Annotated in this window: 18 protein-coding genes and 3 pseudogenes; 14 read left to right on the top strand and 7 right to left on the bottom strand. The window is 57.8% G+C overall.

Features of this window, described 5'->3' with window-relative positions; translation table 11 throughout:
• Nucleotide 1: 1 nt before the first annotated feature.
• The 3 genes from E2484_RS07415 to E2484_RS07405 all read right to left on the bottom strand — a co-directional run bounded on the left by E2484_RS07415 (nucleotide 2) and on the right by E2484_RS07405 (nucleotide 3,287).
• A complete protein-coding gene (locus tag E2484_RS07415; protein WP_137284573.1) occupies nucleotides 2-898 on the bottom strand; it encodes a carbohydrate ABC transporter permease in 897 nt (298 codons plus the stop codon).
• A 73-nt stretch (nucleotides 899-971) separates the two neighbouring features.
• Nucleotides 972-2,306 carry an ABC transporter substrate-binding protein gene (locus tag E2484_RS07410; RefSeq protein ID WP_137284572.1) on the bottom strand — a complete coding sequence of 445 codons (1,335 nt, stop codon included), beginning with the start codon at nucleotides 2,304-2,306 and terminating at the stop codon, nucleotides 972-974.
• Between the two features lie 549 nt (nucleotides 2,307-2,855).
• Nucleotides 2,856-3,287: an enoyl-CoA hydratase/isomerase family protein gene (locus E2484_RS07405; protein WP_170977264.1), complete on the bottom strand. Its 432-nt coding sequence runs from the start codon at nucleotides 3,285-3,287 to the stop codon at nucleotides 2,856-2,858.
• A 74-nt stretch (nucleotides 3,288-3,361) separates the two neighbouring features.
• On the opposite strand from E2484_RS07405, the pseudogene E2484_RS07400 reads away from it, so the two are divergent.
• From E2484_RS07400 to E2484_RS07380, 5 genes and pseudogenes are all read left to right on the top strand, one after another.
• Nucleotides 3,362-3,511: pseudogene (locus E2484_RS07400) on the top strand (CoA transferase); the annotation flags it as partial.
• A 131-nt stretch (nucleotides 3,512-3,642) separates the two neighbouring features.
• Entirely contained in the window at nucleotides 3,643-4,023 is a 381-nt protein-coding gene (gene tnpA, locus E2484_RS07395) for an IS200/IS605 family transposase (protein WP_137284570.1), read from the top strand.
• Entirely contained in the window at nucleotides 4,020-5,294 is a 1,275-nt protein-coding gene (locus tag E2484_RS07390; protein WP_137284569.1) for an RNA-guided endonuclease InsQ/TnpB family protein, read from the top strand. Before tnpA ends, E2484_RS07390 begins: the two co-directional genes overlap by 4 nt.
• Nucleotides 5,295-5,339: 45 nt before the next feature.
• Complete coding sequence (locus E2484_RS07385) at nucleotides 5,340-6,101, top strand: MFS transporter (protein WP_137284568.1); 762 nt, start codon at nucleotides 5,340-5,342, stop codon at nucleotides 6,099-6,101.
• A gap of 103 nt (nucleotides 6,102-6,204) precedes the next feature.
• Nucleotides 6,205-7,386 (top strand): thiolase family protein, encoded by a 1,182-nt coding sequence (locus E2484_RS07380; RefSeq protein WP_137284567.1) that lies wholly within the window; start codon nucleotides 6,205-6,207, stop codon nucleotides 7,384-7,386.
• Between the two features lie 273 nt (nucleotides 7,387-7,659).
• Here the strand turns inward: E2484_RS07380 and E2484_RS07375 are convergent, their stop codons facing one another.
• Together E2484_RS07375 and E2484_RS07370 are read right to left on the bottom strand one after the other, a co-directional pair.
• Nucleotides 7,660-8,139 carry a type IV pilin domain-containing protein gene (locus tag E2484_RS07375; protein ID WP_137284566.1) on the bottom strand — a complete coding sequence of 160 codons (480 nt, stop codon included), beginning with the start codon at nucleotides 8,137-8,139 and terminating at the stop codon, nucleotides 7,660-7,662.
• Nucleotides 8,140-8,610, bottom strand: a complete 471-nt coding sequence (locus E2484_RS07370) for a type IV pilin domain-containing protein (RefSeq protein WP_137284565.1) — start codon at nucleotides 8,608-8,610, stop codon at nucleotides 8,140-8,142.
• Between the two features lie 301 nt (nucleotides 8,611-8,911).
• Between E2484_RS07370 and E2484_RS07365 the strand changes: the two genes are divergently transcribed.
• The 8 genes and pseudogenes from E2484_RS07365 to E2484_RS07330 all read left to right on the top strand — a co-directional run bounded on the left by E2484_RS07365 (nucleotide 8,912) and on the right by E2484_RS07330 (nucleotide 18,437).
• Nucleotides 8,912-10,366 carry a homing endonuclease associated repeat-containing protein gene (locus tag E2484_RS07365; RefSeq protein ID WP_137284564.1) on the top strand — a complete coding sequence of 485 codons (1,455 nt, stop codon included), beginning with the start codon at nucleotides 8,912-8,914 and terminating at the stop codon, nucleotides 10,364-10,366.
• A gap of 329 nt (nucleotides 10,367-10,695) precedes the next feature.
• Nucleotides 10,696-11,199 (top strand): annotated as a pseudogene (locus E2484_RS07360) (type IV toxin-antitoxin system AbiEi family antitoxin domain-containing protein); the annotation flags it as partial.
• A gap of 11 nt (nucleotides 11,200-11,210) precedes the next feature.
• A pseudogene (locus E2484_RS25935) lies at nucleotides 11,211-11,438 on the top strand (nucleotidyl transferase AbiEii/AbiGii toxin family protein); the annotation flags it as partial.
• A gap of 350 nt (nucleotides 11,439-11,788) precedes the next feature.
• Entirely contained in the window at nucleotides 11,789-12,466 is a 678-nt protein-coding gene (locus E2484_RS07350; RefSeq protein WP_137284563.1) for an IS6 family transposase, read from the top strand.
• Between the two features lie 445 nt (nucleotides 12,467-12,911).
• Entirely contained in the window at nucleotides 12,912-13,790 is an 879-nt protein-coding gene (locus E2484_RS07345) for an SMP-30/gluconolactonase/LRE family protein (RefSeq protein WP_137284562.1), read from the top strand.
• A 244-nt stretch (nucleotides 13,791-14,034) separates the two neighbouring features.
• On the top strand, nucleotides 14,035-16,218 hold the full coding sequence (bglX, locus tag E2484_RS07340) for a beta-glucosidase BglX (protein WP_321112061.1): 2,184 nt from the start codon (nucleotides 14,035-14,037) through the stop codon (nucleotides 16,216-16,218).
• Between the two features lie 81 nt (nucleotides 16,219-16,299).
• Nucleotides 16,300-17,349 carry a Gfo/Idh/MocA family protein gene (locus E2484_RS07335; protein WP_321112059.1) on the top strand — a complete coding sequence of 350 codons (1,050 nt, stop codon included), beginning with the start codon at nucleotides 16,300-16,302 and terminating at the stop codon, nucleotides 17,347-17,349.
• Nucleotides 17,350-17,354: 5 nt separating this feature from the next.
• Nucleotides 17,355-18,437, top strand: a complete 1,083-nt coding sequence (locus tag E2484_RS07330) for a Gfo/Idh/MocA family protein (protein ID WP_137284560.1) — start codon at nucleotides 17,355-17,357, stop codon at nucleotides 18,435-18,437.
• A 71-nt stretch (nucleotides 18,438-18,508) separates the two neighbouring features.
• Here E2484_RS07330 and E2484_RS07325 read toward each other — a convergent pair whose 3' ends face one another.
• Nucleotides 18,509-19,540 (bottom strand): glycoside hydrolase family 172 protein, encoded by a 1,032-nt coding sequence (locus E2484_RS07325; RefSeq protein WP_137284559.1) that lies wholly within the window; start codon nucleotides 19,538-19,540, stop codon nucleotides 18,509-18,511.
• A gap of 106 nt (nucleotides 19,541-19,646) precedes the next feature.
• On the opposite strand from E2484_RS07325, the gene E2484_RS07320 reads away from it, so the two are divergent.
• Nucleotides 19,647-20,501 carry a sugar phosphate isomerase/epimerase family protein gene (locus tag E2484_RS07320; protein ID WP_137284558.1) on the top strand — a complete coding sequence of 285 codons (855 nt, stop codon included), beginning with the start codon at nucleotides 19,647-19,649 and terminating at the stop codon, nucleotides 20,499-20,501.
• A gap of 68 nt (nucleotides 20,502-20,569) precedes the next feature.
• Here E2484_RS07320 and E2484_RS07315 read toward each other — a convergent pair whose 3' ends face one another.
• On the bottom strand, nucleotides 20,570-21,646 hold the full coding sequence (locus E2484_RS07315; RefSeq protein ID WP_137284557.1) for a Gfo/Idh/MocA family protein: 1,077 nt from the start codon (nucleotides 21,644-21,646) through the stop codon (nucleotides 20,570-20,572).
• Nucleotides 21,647-21,699: the final 53 nt, after the last annotated feature.

The raw sequence follows: 21,699 nt of genomic DNA, 5'->3' as shown, positions 1-21,699 counted from the left end.
CTTACTCACCCTCCCAGTAGAAGAACGTCATCGTCAACACCAACACGACGACGAACTGGATAAACCCGATCGCGGCACCCTTGCCGAGATTGAAGAACGCAAACGTCTGCTTGTAGAAGTAGGTCCCCAAGATCTCTGTGGCGTGGCCCGGGCCACCCTCGGTCATCACGAACACTTCCGCAAATGCCTTGACTGCGTTAATCATCCCGAGGACGATCACCACGACGAGCGCGGACCGAGCCATCGGGACCGTAATATGCCGGAACGTCTGCCATCGCGACTTGCCCTGGACCTTCGCCGCCTCGTACACCTCGTCAGGAATTGCCTGAAGTCCGGCAAGGACGATCACCATATAGTATCCCGTCCGCTTCCAGACGACCATGATCAGTACCACCGGGAGCGCCAGCACCGGAGAACTCAGCCACGAGATTTTGGCGTCGACGAGACCCGAACTCAGGAGGACCGAATTGAGGATGCCGTTCGTGTCAAAGATCCAGACGAAGAGGATCCCGGCAACTACAATCGGGACGACTACGGGCGTGAAGATGATCGATCGCATCGAGGTACTGCCGGGGATGTCGACGTTCAGAAGGGCGGCGATGACCAAGCCGAAGACGACCGGAAGCGTGATGCCGACAACCCCGTACACGAGGGTGTTCTGTGCGGCTTGCCAGAACACGGGGTCCGACAGGACTCGGCTATAGTTAGTCAGCCCAACCCACTGGTTGGACCCCAACAGGGAGTATTCCTGGAAACTCAAGAGGAATACCTTGACGAGTGGGTATAACATCAGAACCGCATAGAGGAGAAGTGCCGGGAGGACGTACAGGTATAACCGGAGGTCGATGCGACCCGAGTCAGTCAGTACTGCTTTCGTTTTTTTCCGTATTGATGTCATCGTCCCGTTATCTGGAGTGGAGCTCGCAGATCGAACTCCGAGGAGTCGATGGTGCGTTCTTCAACCCCTCCGCTTAGAGGATGTTGGAGTTGATTCGCGATACCACATCGTCGAGGGCGGCTTGGGAAGATTTCTCCCCATTGAGCGCAGGTTCCATGCCCGAGAAGAGCGCCGTCGAGACTTCACGGAAGTCCGGATTGATCGGTGGTGCCGTCCCTTGCTCTAGGGCAGTTTGGAACGGGTCGAAGATCTCTTGGCGTTCTTGCGCCGCCGGAACGTTGAACCCGGCGCTGCGAGCGGGGAAGTATCCGTTGTCGACTGTGACCCTCATGCCCTCGTCGGTGTTTGCCCAGCGGACGAACTCTTCAGCGGCGCTGAGGTTGGTTTCGTTCTGGGCCGCTTGCTTCGTGATGACAATCGAGTTCCCACCGAGGAACGAAGTCCGGTCAGTCTCCGAATCCGGAGCGGGTAACATCGCGACACCGAGATTGCCGTTTTCGACCATCTCTGGTCGCTGCTCGTTCACGTACCCGAGTGCGAACCCACCACTATGAACCATCGACGCGTCGCCGCTGACGAACGTGTCGTGTGCAGTCTGCCAGCCAGTAGAGACCAAGTCCGTGGTGTAGTCACTCTGGTTGAGTTCGACCCAGAAGTCGAGCGCTTCAGCGCCTTCTTCCGAGTTGATCACACACTCCGTCCCGTCTTCGTTGAACAGACTTGCGCCGTTCGACCACGCGGTGGGGAAGTAGAAGAACCCGCCGTACGAACTGGCAGTTCCCAGGTTTCCGTTCTGCCCCAGTTGCTCGTTTGCGTCGAGATACTCGTCCCAGGTGGTTGGGGGATTCTCCGGATCAAGACCCGCTTCCTCGAAGTGCTCTTTATTGTAATAGTACATCGACAGGTCGATCCAGAACGGCATCGCGTAGGTCTTCCCGTCGTATGTCACGAAGTCCTCTCGAAGCGGGTCAAAAATGTCACCCCGATACTCAAGGTCCGAGGCGAACGACCCAATGTCCCGGAGCGCGCCGAGTTCGGCGAACTTAGCTATCTGGACGACGTCGAGGCCAATGACTTCCGGAGCGTTCCCAGCACTAATTTGTGCGATTGCTGCTTGATAGGCCCCACTTGCTGTCGTCGGACTCACTCGCGTATCCACGTTGATGTCGTCGTGACTTTCATTAAAGGCCGTAGAATAATCTTGACACCACTCGTACCGGTCGTAGTACGTGATTTGGGTCGATTGGTTCAAATCGAGTGGGTCCTTCTGGCTTGACTGGCTACTGGCCCGTCGGTCACCGTTTTGCGACTCGGTGTACCCGGTCATCCCGGCAAGGACCCCGCTGGACGCAAGAAGGTATTTACGACGGCTTATCCTGTCAGATTTCTGATTTCCCTCTCCCGGCATGGAGCTAAAGAATATCTATATCAATATAAACATAGTTCTCACGAACAGGTGGCTCGCAAGATAAATAGAGTCTAGACGGAATACGATTATTATTGTCGAATGGTAACAAGTAGCACCCCTGTTCCTGAAACTACCTTTGACAGGGAGAGAGTCTCGCCCTTCCGTGAGGCGGGTGTTCCGACACTTGCTGTCGGAACCGAGCGCCGAACAGGGCGGGCGTGAATCGCGTAAGCACCCGTGAGAAACCACCACGTTACTGCTAATTTTGAGTCGCCAATGTGTCTCGTCCCATTTCTGATACTTTGACATACGCTTTATCGAGTGAGAGGTCGTTTGCTTCTGCGTGGTCTTTCACTCGTCCTGGTGTCGCACGAATTGCAAAGGGCCAACTCCAGCAGGCCCTGAAAGAAGCAGATAACCAATAGGCGCCTGAACGGTTCAATGGGAATTTGGCCTTGTTGAAACCCTCGTGCCGTCATGCGGTTTCGTATGGCAGTAGGTTTCTGCCGCTACGGCCAAGAACAGGCAATAGACCGACTCTACCAAATATCAATTGAGAAGTATTCCAACAGAGCCTGCAAGACTAAACCCTGCACCTGCAGCAGTACCATTGACTCCTGTGACCACCGGTTTGTCCGCGTAATAAAGTTGGAGGATCACTTCGTGGAGTGTTGAGGCTAGTTGTCGGATAACAGGTTCGTCACCTGCATCACCATCAAGCTGGCTCAAGTCAGCATCCGCACCGAAGGCATCGCCCTCGCCCGTAAGGACGATACATCGGACGTTATTATCGTCGCGAAGTTGCGTCACCGCCTCAAGCAACTCATCTGTCATCTGCTGGGTGAGCGAGTTCAAGTGTGGTGGTCGATCGAGTGTGAGGGTGGCTACGTTGTCCTCCTGGTCGAGACGGATGGTGTCAAATGCTGACTGGGACTTACTATTTCCTTCATAGCAGAGGAATCCTATATATTTCCCTGGCAAGGACCCGCTTCCACTAAAACTAGCCGGTGAAACCGAGAGCAGTTATTTACGGTGAGGATGCGAGAAATGGAGATATGCAACTAGATGGCGTACGGATTCTGGATTTGACGCGTCTTCTGCCAGGTCCGTACGCAACTCAACTCTTAGCGGATGCAGGCGCAGATGTCGTGAAAGTCGAGGATACGACTCGTGGTGACTATGCGCGAGAGATACCTCCATTTACGGAAAATTCGAGGCGAAAGCCTCGCCCTTCAGGGCGGGGATGAAGCCGACCAACAGTATTCAACCGCCGACGATGGCACTGACGGGGTTCCAACGCAATCTTTAAGCCATCCGACTATGATAGTATGCATAGATGGTAAAGAGTACCCGTCACGCGAAATACGAACTCTACTACCACATAGTGTTCGTGCCGAAGTATCGGCGTTCGCACCTGACGGGGAAGACGAAGGAACGTCTCGAAGCCATCTTCGAGGAAATCTGTGACGACAAAGACCTCGAACTAGCCGAGTCCGAGGTCATGCCCGACCACGTACACCTGTTCATCGGGAGTCCACCGAAGAACGCCCCGTCACTCATCGTCAACTGGGTCAAGGGCATCTCGGCGCGGAAATACAACCAGCGGTATGACGACCGCGTGAAGTGGACTCGTTCGTACTACGTCGGAACAGCGGGAAGCACCTCGAAGGACGCTGTCGACCGCTACATCGCTGAACAGAAAGGTGGCGACGAATGAAGCGCGTCAACACCTTCGAGGTGGTCCCACAGACCAAGAACGACAAAGAGTGCCTCCTACGGCTACTCGACGCCTCCGCCTCGCTGTGGAACGAACTGACCTACGAACGTCGTCACAACTACTTCGGTGACGGCGACGTGTGGGACACTTCCGAGTACCGTGGACAGTACAACGGTGTCGTCGGAAGCGCGACTGTCCAACAGGTTACGCGCAAGAACAGCGAAGCGTGGCGGTCGTTCTTCGCCCTCAAGGAGAACGGCGAGGACGCCAACCCACCGTCGTACTGGGGCAACGAGGAGGACGGACGCGAACTCCGAACCTACATTCGGTGCAACCAGTACACGATTCAGTGGGGCAAGCGGTCGCGTCTCGAAATCCCCGTTGGGCAAGAACTGAAAGACGACTACGGACTCGGCTACCACGAACGGCTCCGCCTCGAAGTCCGAGGCAACCCGAAGTGGGACGGCAAACAGGGTCGTCTGGAACTCGAATACGACGAGGTTAGCGACACGTTCAGGGCTTTTCAACCAGTCACCGTCCCTGATTCTCGACTGGATTCACCACTGGCTTCTCACGAAGCCGCCCTCGACGTTGGCGCAAACAATCTCGTCGCCTGTTCCACGACTACTGGAAACCAGTACCTCTACGACGGTCGGGAGTTGTTCGGACGGTTCCGCGAGACGACAGACGAAATCGCCCGCCTTCAATCGAAACTCCGAGAAGGACGCTACAGTTCCAAGCGGATTCGACGGCTGTACCGACAGCGGACGAAGCGCCGTGACCACGCACAGAACGCGCTGGTACGCGACCTCGTTGAACGACTGTACGACGAGGGCGTGGCGACGGTGTATGTGGGCGATTTGACCGACGTGCTGGAAACACACTGGTCGGTCAGGGTGAACGAAAAGACGCACAACTTCTGGGCGTTCAAGAAGTTCATTCACCGTCTCGCGTGCGTCTGTGAGGAGTACGGCATCTCTCTCGAAGCCGAGTCGGAAGCGTGGACGAGTCAGATGTGCTCCGAGTGTGGCGACCACGAGGAGACGGTTCGCTACGGGGATACGCTGACGTGTCCGTGTGGTTTCGAGGGGCACGCCGACCTCACGGCGTCAGAGACGTTCCTTCGAGAAAACAGCGATTGCGAAGTCAGGCCGATGGCACGGCCCGTGCGATTCGAGTGGGACGACCACGACTGGTCGGGGACACCACACCCTCACGAACGTCCCAAAGAAGTGCGCACAAACCCGCAAGTTGCCTCCGTGGGTCGGTAGCCGAACCCCCAACGTGAGGAATCCTCGCGCTTTAGCGCGGGGAGGATGTCAATCATCTCCCCCGGGGCAGAGTATTTAATCACCCAAACAGATTGGCAGACAGCCTACGGTGTCATCTGTGTCTTCCTTGTCAGCGCGCTGCTTGTTGCAACGTTGCTTATCCGCGACCCACCCACTCACGAAACCAACACCGGCCATCCAACGCACACATCAAGTTCCCCCAGTACCGGCGAAGCGATTACCACGTTGGCATCCAGCCTCTCGTTTCAACTCCTGTTCCTCAGATGGATTCTCATCTACACCACTCTTTACGTGGTCTTTCTAAACCTGCCAGTATATACTGCAGATCTCGGCCTCACGACGCAAGTCGGTGCCGTTGCCCTCGGGGTTATTGGCGCAACAAGCGTTCTCTCGCGACTCACGGTCGGGTTTGCCGCCGATCATCTCGGCCGGACGACGATGTTTACACTCTCTTCAGCTCTGATGGGTGTCTCCACGCTTTTCTTCCCCTTTGTGGAGACCGCAGGCGTCTTCTACCTAATCGCAATGTGCTATGGGCTCGGCTACGGTGGCAACGGTGCACTACTTTCACCACTAATGGCGGATTTCTATGGGACTGCGAACATCAATACCGTGTTTGGCCTGATCTCGATGAGTTTCGCTATTTCTGGTCTGTTCACTCCCTACCTCGCAGGGAATATCTACGATCTCACCGGGACGTACACCGTTCCGTTCCTCCTGAGTGGAGTTCTCGCTATCGGTGGGGCTGGTCTAATCGCGACTGCAAAACGAACTGCTACAACGTAGTGTCTGCCCTTCTTAAAGAACTCCGAAAGGATCGCGAAATTTCGGCGTATACTGATTGCTACCTACCAAAAACTCAAGGTCAGCCCGCGAAAACCCCTTGAGCATGCAAGAAGCGTATCTCGTGGATGCTGTTCGAACCCCACTTGGGAAGCATAACGGATCGTTCCGAGAACTGCATCCTCAAGACCTCGCCGCCAAACCACTTGAGGCCTTAGCAGAGCGCAATAGATTCACGGGGAGTGAAGACATCGAAGACGTGATCTACGGGTGTGTAACGCCGATCGACGAACAGGGAATGAACATTGGCCGGTTGGCTCCGATGGTTGCTGGCTGGGGTGAGGAAGTGCCTGGCGTTCAATTAAACCGGATGTGTGGGTCTGGCCAGCAAGCGGTCAACTTTGCAGCCGGCCAAATCCGTGGAGGAATGCATGACGTCCTCGTCGCGGGCGGTGTCGAGCATATGACTCGGGTTCCGATGGCGAGTGATGGTGCATCTGAGCAAAATAGCTATGCAGATGATGCGATTGTAACAGACTCGTATTTCGAGTACTTTGATGAGCTGACCTCACAGGGAGAGGGAGCAGAACGCATCGCCGACAAGTGGGGATTCACTCGCGACGACCTAGATGCAATTGCAGTCGATTCACAACGTCGGTGGGGAGAAGCAGCGGAGACGGGTAAATACGACGACCAGATCATCCCAGTTGAGACCGAAGTTGACGGGGAAGTAGTCACGGTCGACCAGGACGAACATCCACGACCCGGCACAGAAAAGGAGACACTCCGAGAGCTCCCGCTTGTATTCCGCCAAGAGGGGGACGGCGTGATTCATGCAGGAAACTCCTCGGGGATTGTGGATGGCTCTGCAGCTGTTCTCACGGCATCGGAAACGGCATGCGAAGACCACGGGTGGGATCCGATGGCTAAAATTGTCGATACGCATGTTGTTGGCGTCGATCCGAAAACGATGCTCACCGGACCCATCCCCGCCACGAATGAACTGCTTGCCCAGAATGATCTGGCGATAGATGAGATTGACCGGTTTGAGGTGAACGAAGCCTTTGCTTCGGTGATTCTCGCGTGGCTTGAGGAAACAGGTGCTGAGTGGGAGAAGACGAACGTCTGGGGTGGCGCAATCGCTCATGGCCATCCGCTTGGCGCAACTGGAAGTATCTTGCTAGGGAAACTCGCCCACCAACTTGAGGAGTGTAATGGCCGATACGGTCTCTGTACGATGTGCATTGGATTTGGGCAGGGAGTTGCGACGCTAATCGAACGCGTTTGAGGAGACGTTTCTCTGCTATCTGTCTACGACCTTAGGGGGTTCAAGACACCAACGAGTTGGAACGGCCACCCGATGTTGAGGTTTCAGATGTGATTGAACGCACCACAGCCGGCGGTGTTACGGTGGTAGTTCTGCCATTCACTGTTCGGCGTCAACGGAGCGTATAGCCTGCTTTTCTTTTGCTATGAGTTAACACGTAGTGCTAACCCATGGGGTACAGTACTTGGTTGACGTGCTGGACTTCACAAGGAAAGTAGAAAGACCGTGTTGTAGTTAGAGGCTGACTTCGGATTCGCCGATGACTGCGGTCTTGTCGCTACCGTCGGCGCTCCAGATGACTTTGACCGTCATTCCGTCTTGGACGGGGTCGGTGCCGCTCTGTTCTTTGATGCTCAAAGTGTCACCTGCAGTAATTTTATCGCTCCAACTACTTCCACCACTTTGGAAGTTGTTGCCGCTAATTGCCCCGGTTCCGGGGCCCCATGCATTAGCGCCATCGACACTGACGTTCACCTGCGATGACGGGACACCGTCACCGCCGTCGTGCGTGATGTTGACGGCATCGTTATTGCCGACGGTAGTGTAGTCGAACGCAAAGTTCGCGTTTGGACTGGCCTGACTCACTCGGTCGCCGAGGCCGAGGACGAAGGTACCGATGACGGCCGCGAGGATGACGGTGATTGCGACCATCAGGATCACTCCGATGACGGGTGAGACGGCATCGTCGTCCTGAAAGAGTTGCTTCAGATTCATTTATAGGGACACCTCAGATTCGCCGATGACTGCCGTCTTGTCACTGCCGGAAGCCGTCCAGATGACTTTTACGGAGTCACCATCTTCGATGTAACTACCATCAGTATCTTCTAACTCAAGGGTCGAACCGGCTGTGATTTTGTCGCTCCATTCCTGATTACCGTTATCAAGTTCATCGTGGAAACCATCAGAAACGTTCCAAAGGCCAACGCCGTCAACCTGAACATTTAACTGTTCAGATTCGACTCCATCTCCACCGTCATGCGTAATGTTTGCCCACTTATTGTCTTCTGCTTCACTGTATTCAAACGTGAATTGACTGTTTGGGCTTGCTTGGCTGACTCTATCGCCGAGGCCGAGGACGAAGGTGCCGATGACGGCCGCGAGGATGACAGTGATTGCGACCATCAGGATCACTCCGATGACGGGTGAGACGGCATCGTCGTCGTTGAATAGTGCTTTTAGTTGCATGGTTTGTATTTCTCGTATTGCACAGTATCATTTTTGAGAAGTGGCCACGCGTTTTATACCGACACCCACGCTACATGGTGATGTCGGCGGGACCGCCTGTCACTGCCGCCCCTGCCCGGCACTTCTCTGTCGATGATACGTGCTTAGTTTGGGGTTTACAGCCTTGGTATATAAATATACCTCATCATGAGATTGCAATTATAAAATCAACAACGTCCATGGTAATGAACCCTCCTCAGACGTTGAAACGCCAGAATTCAATAGTAGCCTTTAAGAGAGTCCTTTGTGAAATATTTGTGTAATGAGTGATGCTGCCTCCTCTGAACCTGACAAACACGCTCTTCGTGTCCACCTTCAGACACTGGCAGTTGATCTTGGGAAACCACCGACTGTCGTGGACATGCATGAGCACGGCGATTACCATCCCCAGACCTACGTGGATTCCTTCGGTAGCTGGGACGGTGCCCTCCAAGCAGCTGGTCTTGACCCTGACGACATTGGCAAGAAAATCCCCGATCTCGAACTTCTCTCTGAACTCCAACGTCTCGCCGAGGAATTCGGACGTCCACCGAAAAAGTCAGAAATGGCCGACCACAGCAAGTACTCCGGGACGACCTACAAGGAGCGATTTGGATCTTGGAATAATGCACTGCAGGAAGCTATGCTGGATACCCGGACGTACTCTGACCGAGAGCTCTTACAGGAACTCCGGCAGCTCGCTACTGACCTCGACCAGACACCACGGCAGAAAGACATGGCCGAACACGGCAAGTATGCTCCTGTCACGTATTATCGCCGATTCAATTCGTGGACGGCCGCACTCGAGGAGGCAGACCTCAACCCTCGCGAGAATCAACAGCATGGCTCTAATCCATCTCTTTCTGAAAATCGGACTCACCACGATAGAACGAACGAACCAACGACCAGCGATGGCGAACACAGTACGGGAGCCATGAATGAGGTCGTCACACCGGAGGCGTTCGCGCGCACGTACAACAACCAGTCCTACGATGATCCGTGGACGGCCGTCGAACAGTACCATCGCGTCAAAGCGTACACCGCGGACCATCCGAACAAGGGCTCAACCGCGGTCGCAAACGCACTTGACCTGCCCCGAAGTCGAATTCGGCCGTGGATGGAGGATGACGCACGGCCAGACTGTCTACGTGGGATTCAGACTGCAGAAGAGTATGGATGGCTTCCACTCACAGTTGACGCGTCAGTCTTCCCCGCGTTCAACACGCTTGTCGCATGGATCTTCTCGAGCGGCAGTATCGACGAAGACCGTGTCGTCCCGTCGTTCGTTGTCGATAACGAAGCCGCCAAAGCACGCGTGACGAAAACACTTGCCGACCTTGGCCTCGACGCTCGGACCGTCCGAGAGGGCGACCACAGTCGAGCGACAGAGCTCGTCCCTGCCTCGGATGCCTCCATTCTCGGTCGCATCTTGACGGCCTTGGGTGCACCACACGGCAAGAAAATACGTGACTTGGAGTTGCCGTCGTATCTTGGGGCTGCACCGCCAAGCGTACGGGATGAGTTCGTCGACGTGTATCTGTTGAACCGTGGGCAGACTCGCGATGAGACGGACACAATAACGGTGCATGAGGAACGCAGTTCCGAGTATCTCGAGGAACTAGCGGCACTCTTCCGCCAGATAAGTGGCGGCACGATCTCTGTGTCCGGCCAAAACGTGATAATATCGGCGGAGGCAGCCCGGAATCTCTACGGTAAATTCGGCCCACCGTGGGCGTAGAACTCAGTATTACAGAGATTCGAAAGAATCTCAGCTGCCTCATATTCCTCGCTTGCTTCGCTTACTCCGAGAGGCCGGAAGCTCTTCCTTGAACTATGCTAAAACAAGAAACTGTGTTTCTCCCATTGCTTCTCACTCAGCAAATGGGGATTTGGGGGGAGGGGGGAGAATGGTTCGCCGGTGATAATGGTTGAGCACGCCGGCGAACACCAAATAGTGTTCACCCTCTTCTTATAGGTTTTCTGCTTCAGGAGTAACAAATATTTGAATATTCCCTTCAAACATACCAGATGTAACTGGTGGCACTGTCTAGTTAGCGCGGTTTGAGAAGCGAGCAGGTCCCGCGGACGGTGTACGTCGTCACCCCGACGCGAGCCCAGAGTCGCGAGATTCACGGCGTCCCCTCTCGCGTTGCGACCGTCACCGAGCGGAAGTTCTTCGGCGACGAGCCGACGTCCATTGAGGGAACCGCCGTGAACGTCGCTGACTTGGAGAAGACACTCGTTGACTGTGCCGACCATCCCGAGTACTGCGGTGGCATCCGGGAACTCGCCAAAGCGATGGTCGCTGCGGACGACCAGAACTGTTCGTGGGCGACGGTTGGTGAGTACCTCCGGCGGCTCGACAACGGCGCAGCGACCAAGCGAATCGTCTACCTTACCGATGAGCTAGGTATCGACCTTCCGACGCGTGAGACGCTCGTTGAGTCATTCACGAGTGGGTACTCGCTGCTCGACCCAACGCGGAGCGAGCAAGGGACCTACGACAGCGAGTACCGCCTCCGAATCAATGTCGACCCGGGCACGCTCGATCCGACGGAGTCCTGGTTCTAATGATCAGTTAAAACCGACTCCGTGTCCTTGCCCGTGAGCTAGGTGTCCGCCAGGGCTATGTTGAGAAGAACTACGTCAATTCCTGGATTCTCTGGGGTATCTTCACGAGTGGCTTTGGCGAGAACCTCATGTTCAACGGTGGAACGGCGCTGAGCAAACTGTACTTCCCCAGGTGGCGGTTCTCAGAGGACCTCGATTTCGGCGTCGAAGGCCAGTATAAAGGATCAGAAGACGACCTCCACGGGAGCGACGAGGAAAACGTCGACGCAATCATGTCCGAGGTCGCTGCTCTCAAAGACCCGATTCTCGACTGCTAAGCGACGACGGCTCCGCCAACGCACCCTACTTTCAGATATAAATGATTGTATTTCTGTATCGGCGTAGTACCACACGAAGCTTCGAATATAGTGTGGAATCTGAATCGAACGAGTAGAGCGGTCACCGGACGTGGGTACGTGACGCGGTATTTTCCGAGATATGCCTTCGGACGGTGTGCGTCGTCCATGTCGCATCGTCGCAGTTGAACGTCTGCAGCGCACCGTCTAGTTAGCGCGGTTTGAGAAGTGAGCAGGTCGTGCAGTTGGTTGGAATGCATGTCGCAGACCTGCTCAGAGAGGCGTTAGACACCGCTGCTCTTGAATGTTGGCAGCGGGAGCGGACGGCGACGCCCGGCAGGGCGTTTGCCGTCCGCCTCCACGCTGCCGGCTGTTCTTTGAGAGAAACAGCAGCGATTCTCGGGCTATTAGGCGTTGAGCGGACGCATGGAGCGGTTTGGAACTGGGTGCATCGGCTGGCTGACAGCGTACCCGACCCGCCGACGGCGCAGCCGTCGCGGGTCGCGGTTGACGAGACCGCTGTCCGAATTAACGGTGAGTGGTCTTGGGCGTACGCCGCAATCGAACTCGAAACAAAGGTGCTGCCTGACGCCGCCGTGTTTGGTCGGCGTGGCACCGATCCAGCAGCTGCGTTCCTCCATGGCCTCACCCAGAAACACGATTGTTCACAGGCTGTGTTTCTGGTTGATGGCTTCGGCTATCTGACTGCCCTCTCTCGATTAGGGCTGAGCGGTCGGCTCGACTACGCTGACCGAAACCACATCGAAAATTGGTTTCACACCCTCAAAATGAGAGTTGACCGCTTCCATTCGTCGTGGGTGGGCAGTCGGCGGAGCGTCCGCCAGTGGCTTGCGTCGTTTGTCCATTACTACAACGTTCAGCGACCCCACCAAGCGCTCGATGAACGCACGCCAGTCGAAGAGGAAAACTAGACGGTGCCGTCTGCAGGAATCGATCAAGTCGGCTCGAAGTTCGACCCGCTCTTCGCTCCGAAGAGCAGTCGGTCGCCCCAGTCTGTCTTTGTTTCGCAAGACCTCTTCAATCGGCACGCCCTTGAAGCGGTCTGGCCAGCAGTGTATCGTCAATCGGTGGATGTCTGAGCGTTCACTCGGTGTTTCCATTGCAATGCAATCATCGTATGCGAGGACGATTATCGGCCGTTTTGCACCCTTTGCCGTTAAGACGGGGGTGGGCACGTCTTGGAGTTCGTCGACGGTTACGGTCGCGAGTTTGCCCATGTCCTTCTGTACGCCCCATAATTCTAATTACTTATATTCGAGATGGATGTTCGACTTCGATCTACGTTCGATGGTCATTCGCCGGTGGCGGACACCCGCTTTCGGAGGATTTTAAAACCAGTCTCGGAAAATTCGGCCCATGCAGGTCGAACGCGTTGCCGACACGAGTTGCGAAACAGGCGAAGGACCGCTCTGGCATCCCGACGAACACTGCCTCTACTGGGTCGACATCCCGCCGGGGAAATTGCACCGTTACAATCCCGGTACCGACGAACATGAACTCGTATACGAGACGCCCGATGGCTCTCCAATCGGCGGATTTACCATCGAAGCCAACGGATCTCTCCTGCTATTCGGCGGAGGAGGTCGCATCAGTCGATGGGACCCCCGAAACGAAGCCGAGGCCGCCGAAACCGTCGTCGACAGCGTCGCGGGCGAAGCTGGCTCACGGTTCAACGACATCGTCGCGGACCCCGAAGGACGAGTGTTTGCCGGGACAATGCCGACCGACGACCACCTCGGCACGCTCTACCGACTTGATACTGACCGGACGGTCACGCCCGTCGTCGAGGAAGTGGACATTCCGAACGGAATGGGGTTCACTCTCGACCGGACGACGTTCTACTTTACCGAGTCGGAAGCGCGCCGAATCTACGCCTTCGACTACGAACGAGCGACCGGTGGCCTGTCGAATCGGCGGACGTTCGTCGAAGTCCCCGAAGGCGATGGCGTGCCCGACGGGTTGACGGTCGACTCGGAAGGATACGTTTGGTCGGCCCGATGGGACGGAAACCGACTCGTACGTTACACTCCGTCCGGCACGGTTGACCGTGAAATCGAGTTTCCCGCACGGAAGGTGTCGAGCGTTACCTTCGGCGGTGAAGAGCTCCGAGACCTGTACGTGACGACGGCCAACGTCGAAGGACGGGACGCGGAGGGTGACGGTGCCGGTGCCCTGTTTCGAGTACCCGACGTAGGCGTGTCCGGGAAAGCGGAGTTCCGGTCTGAAATAGCGTAGGCAGGCTACCCGACGATGGCGTCGGTTGACATCGATGCGGCTTGGACTGAATTTTTGGTACGGCGATGCCTCTACTCCGCTCTGAGCCGTTCGCCAATCGCCGTCCACCGAAGGCCTCCTGGATGGAATCTCCAAACGGCTCGAGATTCCTGACCTAATTTCGAGGGCAAGCAGTGGTGTGGAATCGAAACCTTGAACAACCCCTCCTGCAACTTGCAATTTATACTAGCGGACCATGCCCGTGATGAATACGTATGCCCCCCACGAGAGTGGAGAGGCTATCGAAGACAAAGTGGAATCGCTGTTGGACGAAATGACACTTGAGGAGAAGGTCGGTCAGTTGAACCAACTCAACGGGTCAGAGCACACGGGGCCCGCCGTCAGCGAAGTGGACAAGGAGGCTGAAATCCGCGCTGGAAACGTCGGCTCCATACTGAACGTCGACGGGTACGAGAAACGAAAACACTTCCAGCGACTCGCCGTCGAGGAATCGGAACTCGGTATCCCCCTGCTGTTCGGGTACGACGTAGTTCACGGCTACCGAACGCTATCTCCGATACCCCTCGGTGAAGCAGCGAGTTGGGATCCCGTGGCGGTCGAAGAGATGTCCGCTGTCGCTGCCGCGGAAACGTCCGCCGCGGGAATCCACTGGACGTTCGGACCGCCGGTCGACCTGACGAGGGACGCCCGCTGGGGACGTGCGATGGAGACCAGCGGCGAGGACCCGCACCTCGGAAGCGAACTGGCTGCGGCGCGCGTCCGGGGATTCCAAGGTGATGACCTTGGGGCGGACGATACCGTCCTCGCGTGTGCGAAACACTTCGCCGCCTACGGGGAAGTCAAGGCCGGCCGTGAGTACAACACGGTCGACATCTCCGAATCCACGCTCCGCGACCTCCACCTTCCCCCGTTCAAGGCCGCAGTGGACGCTGGCGTGGGAACGGTGATGAACGCGTTCACCGACCACGATCGGGTTCCCGCTGGTGCGAGCGATCACCTCGTCAGAGACATCCTGAAGGACGAGTGGGGATTCGAGGGGTTCGTCGTCTCCGACTGGAACTCCTTCCGCGAACTCATCTACCACCGCGTCGCGGAAGACGAACGCGAAGCGGCCCAACTCGCCCTGGAAGCGGGTTCCGACATGGACATGGTCGGCCATGTCTTCGTGAACGAACTCGTCGAACTGGTCGAGGACGGCGTCGTCGACGAGGCGATGGTCGACGATGCGGTCCGTCGCATCCTCCGGGCGAAGTTCCTCCTCGATCTCTTCGACGATCCGTATCGATACTTCGACGACCAGCGCCGAGATTCGACTATCCTCGCCGACGACCACCGCGAGACGGCCCGAGAGATCGCTCGCAAATCCATCGTGATGCTGAAGAACGACGACGATGTCCTCCCGCTGACCGACCCCGACACGGTCGCCGTCGTCGGTGCGCTCGCCGACAGCGGGGACGACGTTCTCGGAGACTGGCGCGCGCAGGGTAACCCGGACGACGCCGTGACGGTGCTGGAAGGGATAGAAACTGCGACGAACGCCGGAACGAACGTCGAGTACACGAAAGGCTACGAACGCTCGGGCGAGGCTCCTGAGCCGCTTCGAGAGCAGGCCGTCGAGGTCACGGCAGACGCTGACGTCGCCGTCGTGGCGGTCGGCGAAACCTGGGAGCTTTCAGGCGAGTGTTCGAGTAGGGCGAACATCGACCTGCCGGGTGAGCAGCGCGAACTGCTTGAAGCGCTACGGGAAACTGACACGCCCGTCGTCGCCGTGCTCACGAACGGCCGCCCGCTCGCGATACCGTGGTTGGACGAGAACGTTCCCGCGATTCTGGAGACGTGGTTCCTCGGAACGGAAGCAGGTCACGCGATCGCCGATGTCCTGTTCGGCGAACACAATCCGTCGGGGAAGTTGCCGATGAGTTTCCCCCAGACGGTCGGACAGGTTCCGATCAACTACAATCACCTTCCCACCGGGCGACCGGCCGAAAAGGCCGAACCCGGGTGGGGAACCTCGTATATCGACGTTCCCAACGACCCGCTGTACACGTTCGGCCACGGTCTCAGTTACACGACTTTCGAGTACTCGGATCTCGACCTCAGCGCCGCCGCATTCGAGATGGACGAACAGATACAGGTGAGCGTGACCGTCGAGAACGTCGGCGACACTGCTGGCGCGGAAGTCGTACAGCTGTACACCCGCGATCTCGTGGGTAGTCGGACTCGCCCCGTCAAGGAGCTAACCGGGTTCCGACGAGTCGAACTGGAACCGAATGAACGTCGGGAGGTAACGTTCGAGATCGCGAGCGACGACCTCGCGTTCTGGACTGCGGACGAAGAGGTCGCCGCTGAACCCGGAGAATTCGAGGTGATGGTCGGTCGGTCGGCCGACGACATCCGTTCGTCGGCCTCCTTCGAACTTCTAGATTGACTGCCGACCGAGACCTCCGTTCGCGTCTCGTCTTCTATTGAAATCCGTACTTACTTAAACCATTGTTCAGTCGAAGTAGGTGTGTCCTGGAACGTCGTCGGAATCAATTTCGACCACATGCACGTACACGATTTGCTCGGGCACGTAGACGACCACCCCGACGCGACGGTCGTCGGACTGTGCGACGAGAATCGCGACCGCTCGACGGGGGATATCGAACGTGCCGCAGACGAGTTCGATGTCGACCCTCAGCGAGTGTTCGACTCGTGCGAGACATGTCTCGCGGAGACCAGACCGGATATCGCAGTCCTCTGTCCAGCGACTACGGCCCACGCCGACTGGGTCGAGCGTGTCGCTGAACACGACGTACACGTCGTATTGGAAAAGCCGTTTGCGACGACGCTGTCGGAGGCCGACCGCATCATCCGCGCCGTGGAGGCAACGGGCAATCGGTTGGCTATCAACTGGCCGCTCGCCTGGTACCCACCTCACAGGACGACGAAGCGGCTCGTCGACGAGGGAACCGTCGGCGAAGTCACCGAGATACATTACTACGACGGTAACAGCGGCCCGGCGCGGGACAGTTGGTTCTACGACTCCGAGGCCGGCGGCGGGTCGCTACTCGATTATCTCGGTTACGGAGCGACGCTCGGGACGTGGTTCAGAGACGGCGAGATGCCGTCCGAAGTGACCACTACGGCACACTCGTCGACGGAGGCAGACGTGGACGAACAGAGCGTCACCGTGGCGCGTTACCGGGACGGCCTATCGACGTTCCAGACGCGGTTAGGAACGTTCACTGACCCGTGGGAACACCAGCCACAGCCGAAGTGCGGGTTCGTGGTCGTCGGCACAGAGGGCACCATCAGCAGCTACGATTACGCCGAGACGGTCCGCGTCCAAACCGAGGCCGACCCCGGCGGACGGGAGATTCCCGTCGACGAACTCGAACCGCCGAACCGGAATCCGATCGAGTACGTGATCCATTGCATAGAACACGACCGACCCATCGAAGGACCGCTATCACCAACAATGAGCCGAAAAGGACAACGAATCGTAGACGCCGCGCGCAGGAGTATCGATACACAGACGACGGTCACCGTCGCCGACCGAAATCGGAGTGGAGTGTGAATACGATGCCGGAGCTAACCACACACGACGCGCCGGACTTGCCGTACCAGCCTCGTGACCCGAAGTCGTACAATCCGGGCATCGGGCTGATCGGTTGCGGCGGCATCACCGGGAGCCACTTGGAAGCCTACCGAAACGCGGGCTATAACGTCCAGGCGCTGTGTGACATCGACGAGGACGCCGCTATCGAGCGTCAGCAGGAGTTCTATCCCGACGCCGACATCTACACCGACCACTACGACCTCCTCGCTCGCGAGGACATCGATGTCGTCGACATCGCGACCCACCCCACGACCCGCGCACCGTTGATCGAGGACGCTATCGACGCCGGGAAGCATGTTTTGAGCCAGAAACCCTTCGCCCTCGACCTCGATGTCGGGGAGCGACTCGTCGAACTCGCCGACCAGCAGGGGGTGCACCTTGCCGTCAACCAGAACGGTCGATGGGCACCGCACTTCAGCTACGTCCGACACGCAGTAGACGAGGGATTGATTGGCGACGTGATCGACGTGGATCTCTCAGTGCATTTCGATCACGACTGGATCGTCGACACTCCCTTCGACGACGTTGAACACGTCATCCTCTATGACTTCGCCATCCACTGGTTCGACATCGTCTCGTGCTTCATGGGCGACCGCGAACCGACTCGGGTGTACGCCTCGGACGCGCGCTCGCCCGCCCAAACTTCGTCTCAACCCCTGCTCGCCCAAGCGCAGGTCGAGTACGAGCAGGCGCAGGTGTCGCTGACGTTCGGCGGAAATACGCAGTACAGTCACGAGGACCGAACCTACGTGGCGGGAACCGAAGGGACGCTCGTCAGTACTGGAAACAACGAGAACGATCAGTCGGTGACCCTCGAAACGTCCGAGGGAACCGTCTCCCCCGAACTGGAGGGCCAGTGGTTCACGGACGGCTTCCACGGGACGATGGGCGAACTCCTCCGAGCGATCGAGGACGACCGCGAACCATCGAACAGCGCCCGAAACAACCTCCGGAGTCTGGAACTGTGTTTCGCAGCTGTCGCCAGTTCCGTGCGAAACGAGCCGGTCGTACCCGGTGAGATTCGCCGACTGCCCGGCTCTGACTAGTCGGGGTTTCTTTTACACGGCAGGCCCGTCTTTCGACCCGATACCGACGACTCCCCCGGGAACGTCGCGCCCTATCGCGGACGCCGCGCTCTGCGGTCGGGGAGGTCCGGAAAAGGGTTGTGCGGCTCTTTCTGGTACCAGTAGGCGGTCGAGGAGATGTCGTCCGAACGCTCGAAGAGACCGTCATCGTAGCCGATAGCCTGGACGGTTACCCGCAGATCGTCGTCGAACCTGATCGGGTCCGGGATGTGCCATCGGTACAGGCCGTGTTGGGTTACCGCGCCCGAGTCGTCGTGAAGTGGGTATCCGAGAAACGGAGTTGAGTACGTCTCGTCGTCGCCGAAACACCACGCTCCGCCGACGTAGTCCTCTGCTCCTGTCCCGCAAATGGTCGGCCACTCGTCGTCGCCATCGATGTAGAACTTCACCTCCCCTTCACCCCACCAGTGTTCCGAGAGCGCGGTCCACGCGAGATACGTGCCCACGTAGTGACCGGTACCCTCGATACCGTCGGCGATGACGTGGTCCTCGCCGAGAGCGTTCGGGTTCGTCCGCCGCCACTGCGCGTGGAAGTAGGCCGTGTCCTCGGCGATGTCGGGGTCGAGCGCGTAGTCGATCTGGTAGAAGAAAGTCGGGACTTCTTCGCCGCACTGGTTCTCGACGGTGATGCGGGCGTGTTCCCGGAACGGCATCGAGAAGTAACAGTTGAATCCGCCGTTCGGCGCTACCACGATGGGATGGGAAAAGACGTTACACCGCGTAGCGTGGCCGTTACAGAAGAAATCGCCGAGCGGAACCTCGACCGAGGGGTCGTCTTCGCCGTCCCAGTACGCACGGAAGACGAGGTCTCGAAGGACGTGGTCGGTCGTCTCCGGGACGGTAATCCAGATATGTCGGATCTCTCCCGGCCCGTCGATCTCGCCGATGACCGTTTCCTCGCCGTCCGGGAGCGGGACGTTCGGTCGGCCTTTTCGACCTGTCCCGAGGTCGCTCGCCGCCCGACCGCCGGCACCGACCTCGCCGTCGGGATTTTCCGCGGTCAACGAGCGACTCTTCTCCGAACGAACTTCGGTCAACTGGCTCAATCTGGACGTCAGATGCATAGTATGCACGTTTCGAGGAGCGAAGAAAAATCATTCGGTGGGATGGCTCACCCTGTCACGCCGACCAGACCGGAACCTTGATTGACCGCATGGACAAGCCCCTTGTATGGTATCTCCCAGGGAGAATCACGGATTCACGCTCAGCGGTTTCGCAGACGAAATCGGTCCTGACCTCAAGACGCAACTCGATGTCCTCGAAGAAGTGGGTGTCTCTCATCTCGACCTCCGCGGTATCGAAGAGACGAATGTCCTCGACCTCTCGTCGGACCAGGTCGAACGTATCCAGCGGGCACTTGACGTACAAGACGTCGGCGTTACGTCCATCGGTTCACCGATCGGGAAAATAGACGTGACCGACGACTTCGAACCGCACCTAGAGCGGTTCGATACGGCAATCGAGCGCGCCAAGCAGTTCGATGCCGAGTACATCCGGTTGTTCTCCTATTACATTCCGGAGAACGACGATCCCTCGGAGCACCGCGAGGAGGTCATGCGCCGGATGAAGGTTAAGACCGAACGTGCCGCAGAGGCGGGCGTGACCTTAGTCCACGAGAACGAGAAGGACATCTACGGCGACACGCCGGAGCGCTGCCGGGATATCCTCACGACTATCGACTCGCCCCATCTCCGGGCCGCGTTCGACCCGGCGAACTTCCTCGAAATCGGCATTGAACCCTATCCCGACGCGTTCGTGCAACTCGTCGAGTACGTCGAGCAACTCCACGTAAAGGACGCCATCAAAGGAGAACGGGGAGAAATCAGGCCCGCGGGCGACGGTGACGGTGACTTCCCGGCGATACTGGACGCGCTGGCGGAACGGGGGTTCGTCGGCCCGACCTCTCTGGAACCCCACCTCGACTACGCCGGGCCCATGACCGGACGGAGCGGTCCCGAAGGGTATCAGTTAGCGGCTGACGGCTTAATCGATTGCCTGGACCGAGTAGAGGCGACTTACGAGTGAAATCCCAGAGTGAGGCACCCCGGCAGTCGGAAGAACGAGTGTGACAGGTGCCGAAGTCGCCGCCAGTCTTACTTCTCGTCCGATTCCGGCGTCAGTTTTCCGCTCTCGACCATCTCTTTGAGAGCGTTCCCGTCGATGTCGATCGGAAGTTCGATCCGTTCCCGCTGTCGCGCGGATTCCCACGCGGCGAAGATGAGTTCCGTGGCGCGGAGCGCGGCGGTCGCGTCGATCTCGGGGTCTTCGCCGTTGGCGTACGCTTGTAGGACGTGTTCGATGGTGAGGGTGATGAGCGTCTCTTCGACCTCGAAGTTCTCCTCAACCCAGCCGTCCGTGTTAGGGCCGCGGTACCGGAGGTCGGCATCTGCCTCGTCGGGGTGGACCTCGATGACGCCCTCGTCACCGACGACGCGGTTCTCGCATGGGACGAACTGCGACCCGATGTCCTTCCCGGTGGCGGCAAAGCCCTTGACGCCGTTGTCGTACTCCCAGATGGCGACCGCCTGATTCTCGTTATGCGTGCCGTATCGAACGTCCTCTTCGGTGTAGTGGACCTGCGAGAGAACCCATTCAGCGCTGCGTTCGTCGTTGAAATAGTGACAGAGGTCGATGAGGTGAGTACCGTAGTCGAAGAGGTTCTTACGTCCCATTTCGACGCGCTTGAGGTCGCCGACGGTGCCCGCGTCGAGCAACTCTTTCGCACGTCGCCACGGCGGACCGAACCGACGCTGGTGGTTGAACGTCAACTGTACGTCGTATTCTTCGGCGACCTCGAACATGCGTAGACTATCGCTCCACGTGTCCGCCATCGGTTTCTCGCAATGAATAGCTCCGGGAATACCCGTCTCGATAACGTCCACGACGATGTCGGCGTGCGTCGGGACCGGCGTACAAACGGAGACCACGTCGGGTTCGACCGTGTGGAGCATTTCCTCGTAGTCCTCGAAGACGTTCCAGTTGGAAACGTCGAACTCGTCAGCGAATGCCTCGGCGTTCTCCCGGACGATGTCCGCACACGCCACGATTTGGCTCGTGTCGAGGCGGCGATAGGCCTTGCCGTGCCGATAGGCCATCGCCGCACTCTCGCCCCAGACGGGATTGTCGGGTTCTGGACCGGTACCTATAACTGCGACATCAAACTCAGTCATTCGTTCGTCCGTTCGTTCGCCTGCACCCTAATAAAATATTTGTCTGCGTCATC

The sequence above is a fragment of the Halorussus salinisoli genome, assembly GCA_005239435.1.
GTDB classification, from domain to species: Archaea; Halobacteriota; Halobacteria; order Halobacteriales; family Haladaptataceae; genus Halorussus; species Halorussus salinisoli.
This window is presented reverse-complemented; position numbering and strand designations above follow the sequence as displayed.